The 9012-nt window shown below is 58.3% G+C and carries 7 protein-coding genes and 1 pseudogene; 5 read left to right on the top strand and 3 right to left on the bottom strand.

Features of this window, described 5'->3' with window-relative positions; all coding sequences use genetic code 11:
- Positions 1–21 precede the first annotated feature (21 nt).
- On the bottom strand, positions 22–1017 hold the full coding sequence (locus AKL28_RS22570) for an aldo/keto reductase (protein ID WP_050470551.1): 996 nt from the start codon (positions 1015–1017) through the stop codon (positions 22–24).
- 126 nt (positions 1018–1143) lie between these two features.
- On the opposite strand from AKL28_RS22570, the gene AKL28_RS22565 reads away from it, so the two are divergent.
- The gene (locus AKL28_RS22565) at positions 1144–2049 is read left to right on the top strand and encodes a LysR family transcriptional regulator (RefSeq protein WP_050470550.1); all 906 of its coding nucleotides are present in this window, start codon (positions 1144–1146) and stop codon (positions 2047–2049) included.
- 5 nt (positions 2050–2054) lie between these two features.
- Positions 2055–2948, top strand: a complete 894-nt coding sequence (locus AKL28_RS22560) for a LysR family transcriptional regulator (protein ID WP_050470549.1) — start codon at positions 2055–2057, stop codon at positions 2946–2948.
- An 83-nt stretch (positions 2949–3031) separates the two neighbouring features.
- Here AKL28_RS22560 and AKL28_RS22555 read toward each other — a convergent pair whose 3' ends face one another.
- Positions 3032–4102 (bottom strand): alkene reductase, encoded by a 1071-nt coding sequence (locus tag AKL28_RS22555; RefSeq protein WP_050470548.1) that lies wholly within the window; start codon positions 4100–4102, stop codon positions 3032–3034.
- A 163-nt stretch (positions 4103–4265) separates the two neighbouring features.
- Between AKL28_RS22555 and AKL28_RS22550 the strand changes: the two genes are divergently transcribed.
- The 3 genes from AKL28_RS22550 to AKL28_RS22540 all read left to right on the top strand — a co-directional run bounded on the left by AKL28_RS22550 (position 4266) and on the right by AKL28_RS22540 (position 8660).
- A complete protein-coding gene (locus AKL28_RS22550) occupies positions 4266–5159 on the top strand; it encodes a LysR family transcriptional regulator (RefSeq protein ID WP_050470547.1) in 894 nt (297 codons plus the stop codon).
- Between the two features lie 165 nt (positions 5160–5324).
- Positions 5325–6287: a Dyp-type peroxidase gene (locus AKL28_RS22545; protein WP_082221632.1), complete on the top strand. Its 963-nt coding sequence runs from the start codon at positions 5325–5327 to the stop codon at positions 6285–6287.
- Between the two features lie 93 nt (positions 6288–6380).
- Positions 6381–8660: an FdhF/YdeP family oxidoreductase gene (locus tag AKL28_RS22540; RefSeq protein ID WP_050470545.1), complete on the top strand. Its 2280-nt coding sequence runs from the start codon at positions 6381–6383 to the stop codon at positions 8658–8660.
- A 70-nt stretch (positions 8661–8730) separates the two neighbouring features.
- Here AKL28_RS22540 and AKL28_RS25170 read toward each other — a convergent pair.
- A pseudogene (locus tag AKL28_RS25170) lies at positions 8731–9012 on the bottom strand (EamA family transporter); the annotation flags it as partial.

The following is a 9012-nucleotide window of genomic DNA, read 5'->3' as shown; positions in this document are numbered from 1 at the left end:
GACGAGATCATAAACACGCTCTTAAAGTCCGGCCATCTTCAATACGGATTCGGGCAGGCGCGCGCCCTGGATCTGGATTGCGCCGGTTGCCTCGTCGATTTCCTTGATGTCGCCGGCATCCAGCGCGACCTGGGTGGCCTCGATGTTTTCTTCCAGCCGATGCAGCCTGGTCGTGCCTGGAATCGGCACGATCCATTCCTTCCGGGCCAGCAGCCAGCCCAGTGCCACCTGGGCCGGTGTGATGCCTTTTTTCAGGGCAACTGTTTTGACGATATCCACGAGGGCGAGGTTGGCCTTGATGGCATCGGGCGCGAAGCGGGGGACATGCGCCCGGAAATCGCCGGCGTCGAACTTGGTATGTTCATTGATGCTGCCAGTCAGGAATCCGGCGCCCAGCGGGCTGAATGGCACGAAGCCGATGCCAAGTTCTTCGAGTGCCGGGAGCAGTTCCAATTCAGGTTCGCGCCAGAAGAGCGAATACTCGCTTTGGACCGCAGCCAGGGGCTGGACCGCATGCGCGCGCCGGATGGTTTTCACGCTGGCTTCGGACATGCCGAAATGCTTGACCTTGCCAGCATCAATCAACTCTTTCACCGCGCCGGCGACATCTTCAATGGGCACTGCCGGATCGACGCGGTGCTGATAGAAAAGGTCGATGCGGTCGGTGCGCAAACGTTTCAAGGCGGCATCGGCCACGGCCTTGATGTGCTCAGGGCGGCTGTTGGTGCCGCCCTTGCGCGTACCGGTTGCCAAATCGATATCAAAGCCGAACTTGGTCGCAATGACCACCTGGTCGCGGATAGGCTGCAGAGCTTCGCCTACCAGCTCTTCATTCAGAAACGGCCCATAGGACTCGGCGGTATCGAACATCGTGATCCCGCGCTCATAGGCATCCAGGATCAGCCTGATCATGTCCTTCCTGTCGGTGCCGGGGCCGTAGACTCCGGTCATGCCCATGCAGCCCAGGCCAAGGGCGGATACTTCCAGGCCACTATTTCCGAGAATGCGCTTTTTCATTTCAACCCTCCTATGATGCTCAGAACACTGGGATGCGAGCCGTTGTCGATGGGGGGAACTATAGGCGGCATGATTCGGCGCGACTAGAGAGTAAAATCAGGAAATACTTTTGATTTTTATTCATATATGCATCGAGAGACCTACAGCGATCTGCTTGCATTTATTGCCGTTGCGCAGGAGTGCAGCTTTACGCGCGCTGCGGCGCGAATGGGTGTTTCCCAGTCCGCGCTAAGCCATACCATTCGCGCGTTGGAAGCCAAGATGGGCGTGCGGCTGCTGACCCGCACCACGCGTAGCGTTTCACCGACCGAGGCCGGCGAGCGCTTGCTGAGAAACATCGCTCCCCGCTTTGAAGAGATCCAGGAACTGCTCTCGCAGATTAATGATTTGCACGATTCTCCGGCCGGGACGGTGAGGATCTCTGCATCTGAAAATGCCGCCGAGACGGTATTGTGGCCAAAGCTTGCAAAACTGCTGCCCAAATTCCCGGACCTGAAAGTGGAAGTCGTGATGGAGAACCGCCGTTCGGACATCGTCGCGGAGCGCTTCGACATGGGCGTGCGTTTGGGCAATGAAGTGAGCAACGACATGGCAGTGGTGCCGATCAGTGCCGGCATGCAAGTTGCGGTGGTTAGTTCTCCGGCTTATTTGTCGAAATACGGCATCCCCCAAAAGCCGCATGATCTGGCCAACCACCAGTGCATCAACTTGCGGATGATGACCCATGGGGAGCTCTACGCATGGGAGTTCAGGAAGGGAAAGAAGAATGTGGAGGTCCGGGTGGATGGACAGTTGATTTTCAATAACGCTCGCCAGATCCTGAGCGCCGCACTTGCCGGGTTTGGGCTGGCCTATGTCCCCCTTGAGATGGCCAGGACCTACATCGTGAAACGCCGGCTTGTCGCCGTATTGGAGGAGTGGAGCCCGGCCTTCCCCGGCTATCACCTGTATTACCCCGGCCGCAAGCAATTGCCGCGAGCGATGGAAGTTGTCATCGAGGGATTGCGGCACCGGCCGGACGAGGAGGATTAAGCGATATGCCCAAGGACGATTTCAACGACATCCTGGCGTTCATCAGCGTGGTGCGAGAAGGCAGCTTCACGCGTGCCGCGGCAAAATTCGGCATCTCGCCGTCGGCGCTCAGCCATGCAATCAGCGGCCTTGAAAAAAGACTGAGAACGCCATTGCTGGTGAGGACCACGCGCAAACTTTCGATGACGGAGGTCGGCGAAAAGCTTTACCTGAATGTTGCGCCCCGTTTTGAAGAGATCGACGCGGAACTCCGGGTCATCGGCGAGATGCACGACCGGCCGGTCGGCACGGTACGGATTTCGACGGCGGAACATGCCGCCAACAGTGTCCTGTGGCCCAAGCTCGCGCCGGTCATGCATGAGTGGCCGGAAATGACGGTGGAGATCACGGTCGACTATACGCTCTCCGATATCGTGTCCCAGCGTTACGATGCCGGGGTCCGCGTTGGCAACCAGGTGGCCAAGGACATGATCGCGGTACGCATTGGCCCGGACATGCGTGTTGCGGTGGTGGGGACGCCTGAGTATTTCGCCAAGCGGAAGAAGCCGCAGACGCCCCAGGACCTGACATTTCACCAATGCCTCAATCTGCGCCTGCCGACGCACGGCGGCTTATTGCCGTGGGACTTTGAGAAAAACGGGCACGAGATAAAGGTGCAGGTCAAAGGCCCGTGGATATTCAATAGCAGCGTCCCGATCCTGCGGGCCGCCCTGGCAGGCTATGGCTTGGCCTTTATTCCTGAAGACATGGCATTGGAGCACATCAAGGCCGGGCGCCTGATCCGGGTGTTGAACGATTGGTGCCAACCGTATCCCGGCTACCATTTGTATTATCCCAACCGCAGGCAAAATTCCAGGGCGCTCGAAATCGTGATCGAGGCATTGCGCTACAGGGCGTAGCCGTTCAGTCCATGCATTGCATCCGGCCTTTGCAAAGCCATTGACTGAAGCACGACAGGCTTCAGTCAACAGGCCCTGATGTTTCAGGCAGTTGCACCGATGTCCAATGCCGGATAGTCGATATATCCCTTGGCTGTGGGCGGTGCGAAGAACGTATTGCGATCGGGCGCATTGAGCGGCGCGCCCAGGCGGAAACGTTCAGGCAGATCGGGGTTGGCCAGGAAAGCGCTGCCGAAGACGGCCGCATCTGCCCGGCCGCTGGCCAGCGCAGCCTCGGCACTGTCCTGGGTGAGGCCGCCGCCGGCCAGATAGCTACCTTCAAAGAGCGGCCGCAGCAGGGCGTGATAGTCGGTCTTGTCGCCGAACAGGGTGACATGCAGGTAGGCGAGATTGAACTGGCGCAGATTCCTGACCAGATAGGTGTAGGTCTCCTGAGGATCGGCGTCGGAGATGCTGTTGTAGTTCATCTCCGGTGAGATCTTGATGCCGACACGGTCGCCGCCGGCTTCGGCCACCATGGCAGCCAATACTTCCAGCACAAAGCGGGCGCGGTTCTCGACTGGGCCGCCGTACTGATCCTGGCGCTGGTTACTGCCCGAAGAAAGGAATTGTTCCGGCAGGTAACCGGATGCCGTATGGAGTTCGACGCCATCAAAGCCGGCTTCCAGCGCGCGACGTGTCGCCTGGCGATACTCGTCGACGACGCCCGCAATTTCCTCCAGCCGCAGTGCGCGGGGCGTTACGTAATCGACTTGGCCTGCATTGGTCCAGGCTTGGCCTTCAGGCCGGATGGCCGAAGGCGCGACCGGAATGGCGCCGCCAAGCAGCGACGGATGCGAAATGCGGCCGCTGTGCATGAGTTGCATGTAGATACGGCCGCCGCGGGCATGGACCGCTTCGGCGATCTTCTTCCACGCCGCTGCCTGGGCGTCGGTGGCGATACCGGGGGTATGGACATAGCCCTGGCCCATGGCCGACGGAAAGACGCCTTCGGTGATGATGAGTCCCGCACTGGCGCGTTGCGCGTAGTAAGTCACGGTGATGTCGCCAGGCACGCCATCGTCGCCGGCGCGCGAGCGGGTCATGGGGGCCATGATGAGGCGATTCGGGGCGATATGGCGACCGATACGAACAGGGGTAAACAGCTTGCTCATGATGAATTCCTTGGTTGATTGCGATAGGGGATCAGGCTCGGCAACCTCTGATTTCACAAACCGAAGACCGCGATGAGGATGCGTTGAACACATCTTCGATTAATTTCATGGGGAGATAAAGGCGGTAAGATGGGAATAATTGATCCATTATTGGGATAATTAAATGGAACTGCTGAACGATATGGCCTTATTCATCGAGGTCGCCAACGTGCTGAGCTTTCGGCGGGCGGCAGATGCCACCGGGGTTCCGAACTCGACGTTGTCACGGCGGATCAGTGCATTGGAAAAGGCGATCGGCCTGCGCCTCTTGCATCGCACGACTCGGCGGGTCGAGCTTACCGAGGCCGGCCAGTTGTATTACGAACGGTGCCGGCGCATTGTCGATGAGGCGCGGATCGCCCATGAGCAGTTGGGCGAGATGCTGGCGCAGCCCAGCGGGATATTGCGGGCGTCTTTGCCGGTGGATTTCGCGACGGTTTACCTGGCGCCGCTGATCGCCGACTTTTCCCGGCGTTATCCGGGCATCAGTTTCGACTTCGATCTGACGCCACGCCGGGTGGACCTTGTTTCCGAGCCATTTGATGTGGCCATCCGCATGGGGGAGCTGCCTGACTCAACGCTGATCGCCCGGCAGCTTGCCCGTCTTTCGGTGCAAGTCTATGCATCGCCACGCTATCTTGAGATGTCGGGCGAACCGGCAGCGCCGTCGGATCTGGCGAAACACGAATGCCTTGGCTTTTCCAAAGCGGGGAAATGGAAGCTGCATCGTGGAGCCGAAACTGTCGAGGTGGATGTCGGCGGCCGCTTCCATGTCAATAGCGTCGGTATGTTCCGACGGCTTGCAACGCTGGATTTGGGGATAATCATGCTGCCCGAGGAAATCGTCGCGGATGATATTGCGGCAGGCAGGCTGCGCCGGATACTGCGGGACTGGGAGGGAATCGAGACGCCCGTCTATGCATTGACGGAGACACGGCTGCTGCCGGCAAAAACCCAGCGATTTATTGAATTCCTGCAAGAGCACCTGAGTAATAAAAGTCATCGGCCGAACCCATGACCATGCATGCAGAGGCATGTAATGCGAGGACGGGAGATTTTCTGCACGCAGAAAAGAATGCATCGCTTCTTAAGGTCGCGTGTATCCGATAATATGAAGAAGCTTCTCGCAGAGATGGCGCATCGGCAGTCAAGTGCGCGACAAGACTAAAACGAGGTCAAGAAAATGGCAATTCCACAAACAATGCTGTCAGTTGTAGCCCGTGATGAGATTCATTTGCAGTTCGCGTTGAAAGAAAATACCGATATCCGGGACCTTTTCAAGGTGCTGGGCAAACTGTGGGAAGCGGAGATAACAGGCATCGCAGATCCGACCCTGAATCGGCATCACCAGCTGGCCGGAGGGACGGCTAATATTGTCCTGGGCGTCAGGCCGGAGCTGTGGCGGAAAGTTTGCCCCGACGATACCCCGGATAACCTCCATTCTTTCGACAAGGATCTTGTCGGCATCAATGGCATGGTCGCCCCGGCAACCCAACAGGACTTTTGGATCTGGATCACGCAATCGAGCGCGGCCACGCTATATGACAGCATGAGCAAGACGGTGGCGCTGCTGCGTCCTTTTGCCGCCCTGGTGAGCGAACAGGTCTGCTTTCCCTACCATAACAATGTGACGTTCGACGGGTTTGCGGATGGCGTCGCCAATCCCAATCCGTTCCGCGCCAATAGCGTTGCGATCATTCCTGACGGCGAGAAGGGCGCAGGCGGGTCGACGGTGCTGGTTCAGAAATGGTCCATGGACGTGGAGAAACTCAAAGCCCTTTCTGTCGGCGAAGCCGAGGGCGTTTGGGGACGGACGAAGGCTGGAAGCCACGAATTGGACCCGTTGCCTGGCAATTCCCATGTCGGCAGAAACCAGTTCAGGAGGAACGGCGAAGAAATGGATATCGTCCGGCGCAATGCCAATTATGGCAATGCGCGGGAATCGGGAATCATGTTCGTTGGCTTTTGCAGCGATATTTCAGTGACGGTGGGAATGCTTGAGCAGATGTATGGAGTCGGCGCCGATGGGATTCATAAGACGGACCGGTTGCTGGATTTTTCCACGCCTCTTTCTTCTGCGATCTATTTCGTGCCAAGTTTGGATGCCTTGGTGAGCGCAGGGATTGCTCCGGAAGATAGCGACTAGATTCCGGTGCAAGCCCCGCGGGCAGTGAATTGTCATCCGTGATGATCCATTAGGCCGGCCCTGAACGATCGGGACCGGTTCAAGGAGAGGAATATGGCGAATCGACGCGAAGTTCCAGGCATCAGGCAATACGATGCACCTGCCGGCGGATGGGGTGCGCTCAAGGCGACAGCGGAAGCCGTCCGTGACCAGATGGCCAGTGTGAAGGCGCCCATCACGCTGTTGCGGACCAACCAGCCCGACGGTTTTGACTGCCCCGGCTGTGCCTGGCCGGACAAGGAGCACCGGTCTACCTTCCAGTTCTGCGAGAACGGCGCCAAAGCCGTGACATGGGAGGCGACAAGCAAGCGGGTGACGCCGGACTTCTTTCAGGAAAACACCGTCTCCCAGCTCCTCAAGAAATCCGATTACGAACTTGAGGACCGGGGGCGGCTCACCCATCCGCTTGTCTACGACCGCGCAACGGACAAGTTCAAGGCGGTAGCGTGGGATGATGCATTTGCGCGGATAGGGGAAATTCTCAGGGGATTGTCCCCGGAGCAGGTCGATTTTTACACTTCAGGCCGGGCCTCGAACGAGGCGGCGTATCTCTTCCAGTTGCTGGCCCGCGAATACGGCACCAACAATTTCCCGGATTGTTCCAACATGTGCCATGAGCCTACCAGCGTAGGCTTGCCGAAATCGATCGGCATTGGAAAAGGCACCGTATCGCTGGACGATTTCGACCACTGCGAACTCATCATTTCCATCGGCCACAATCCCGGAACGAACCACCCCCGGATGATGGGAACGCTGCATGAGGCCGCGCGCCGTGGCGTTCCCATCATCGTGTTCAATCCCTTGCGCGAACGCGCCCTCGAACGGTTCGCCGATCCGCAAAACTGGCTGGAAATGGCCAGCTATGGCTCTACGCCAATCGCTTCCACCTATTTCCAGGTCGCGGGAGGAGGCGACGCGGCAGCACTCACCGGGATCATCAAATTGCTCCTTGATATGGAAGACATACAAGGCAATGTGCTGGACCATGACTTTATCAACACGCATACGGAAGGCTTCGATGCGTTTGCCGCAGGGATCAAGTCCACCTCCTGGGCCGATATCGAGAAAGCCAGCGGGCTCACACGGGACGATCTCGATAAAGTCGCCGTGGCCTATGCAAAATCGAATGCGACCATCATCACTTACGGCATGGGCGTCACCCAGCACAATAAGGGCACTGCCAATGTGCGCCTGATCGCCGACCTGCTGCTGCTGCGGGGGAATATCGGTAAATCGGGCGCAGGCATTTGCCCATTGCGCGGACACTCGAATGTCCAGGGGAACCGGACGGTCGGGATTACCGAAAAGCCTTCTGAATCATTCCTCCAGGGGATGGAAAATGTCTTCGGGTTCAAGCTTCCCCGCCATCATGGCCGCGATGCGGTGAGGACGATGCAAGCCATGATCGACGGCTCCTCGAAAGCGCTGCTTTGCCTGGGCGGGAATTTCGCGGTCGCGCTGCCAGATTCCGGCCAAAGTTTCCCGGCGATGGAAAAGCTCGATTTGAGCGTGCATGTCGGCACAAAACTCAACCGTTCGCATCTGCTGGTGGCCAAGGAAACCTACCTCTTTCCTTGCCTGGGCCGTACCGAGCTTGATGTCCAGGAAAGCGGGACGCAATCGATTACTGTCGAGGACTCCATGTCGATGGTCCATGCATCGGCAGGCAAGCTGGAGCCGGCTTCGGAGTACCTGCGTTCCGAGCCGGCCATCGTTGCCGGTATCGCGCAAGCCGCCTTGCCCGGCAGCAAAGTGCCGTGGAAGGAACTGGTTGCTGACTATGACAGGATTCGCGACCTGATTGCCCGTACAGTGCCCGGTTTTGACGACTTCAATAAACGCATCCGATCGCCGGGTGGGTTCCGGTTGCCGCTGCCGCCGACAGAGCGGAAGTGGCCGACAGCGACAGGCAAGGCGATATTTTCCGTCTATGGCGAAGTCCAGGAAGATGCCGACCTGCTCGGCGGGGAGCACGTCTTTCGCCTGATCACGCTGCGCAGCCATGACCAATACAACACGACGATCTACGCGCTGGACGACCGCTATCGTGGGGTATTCGGGCGACGCGACGTCTTGTTCATGAATGAAGACGATCTCGCCGTATGCGGTATCGAACATGGCGATCTCGTCGACATCGAAACCAGCGTATCCGGCAGGAAGCTTCGGCTGGAGAAGATAACCGCCATCGCTTATAACATCGCACGCGGTTCCGTCGGCGCCTATTATCCGGAGGCCAATGTCCTGGTCCCGCTGGACTACTTCGACAAAGAGAGCGGCACGCCTTCTTATAAGTCAGTTCCGGTTCAGGTGATGCGGCATCCGGTGGAAAACTGAAGCACTGAGCGTAAGCAGGGATCGTTTGGGAGAAAGACGGCGTCTGCCCCCGGCGGGGGGCAGACGAGAATCAATGCGAATGCTGGTGATGGGAATCGGGAAAGTGAGCATGTGTATGCTCGATTCTCGAATGCCTGTGCATATGCCGATGCGCGACTCCCGTTGCAACGGGGAAATCATGGGCATGCTGATGGTGTTCGTCATGCACATGTTCGTGTTCGTGCTCCAGCTCTTCATGAATGTGGCTATGCTGATGCTGCTCGGAGAGATGGAGCCAAATGCCGAGCGCCATCAACAGCCCGGCAATGACCAGCGGCGCGGTGAGCGGTTCACCCAATGCCAGGGCCAATAA

It is taken from the genome of Herbaspirillum chlorophenolicum, assembly GCF_001189955.1.
GTDB classification, from domain to species: domain Bacteria; phylum Pseudomonadota; class Gammaproteobacteria; order Burkholderiales; family Burkholderiaceae_D; genus Herbaspirillum; species Herbaspirillum chlorophenolicum.
The sequence above is the reverse complement of the archived record's forward strand: the minus strand, read 5'-3'. Positions and strand labels throughout refer to the sequence as shown.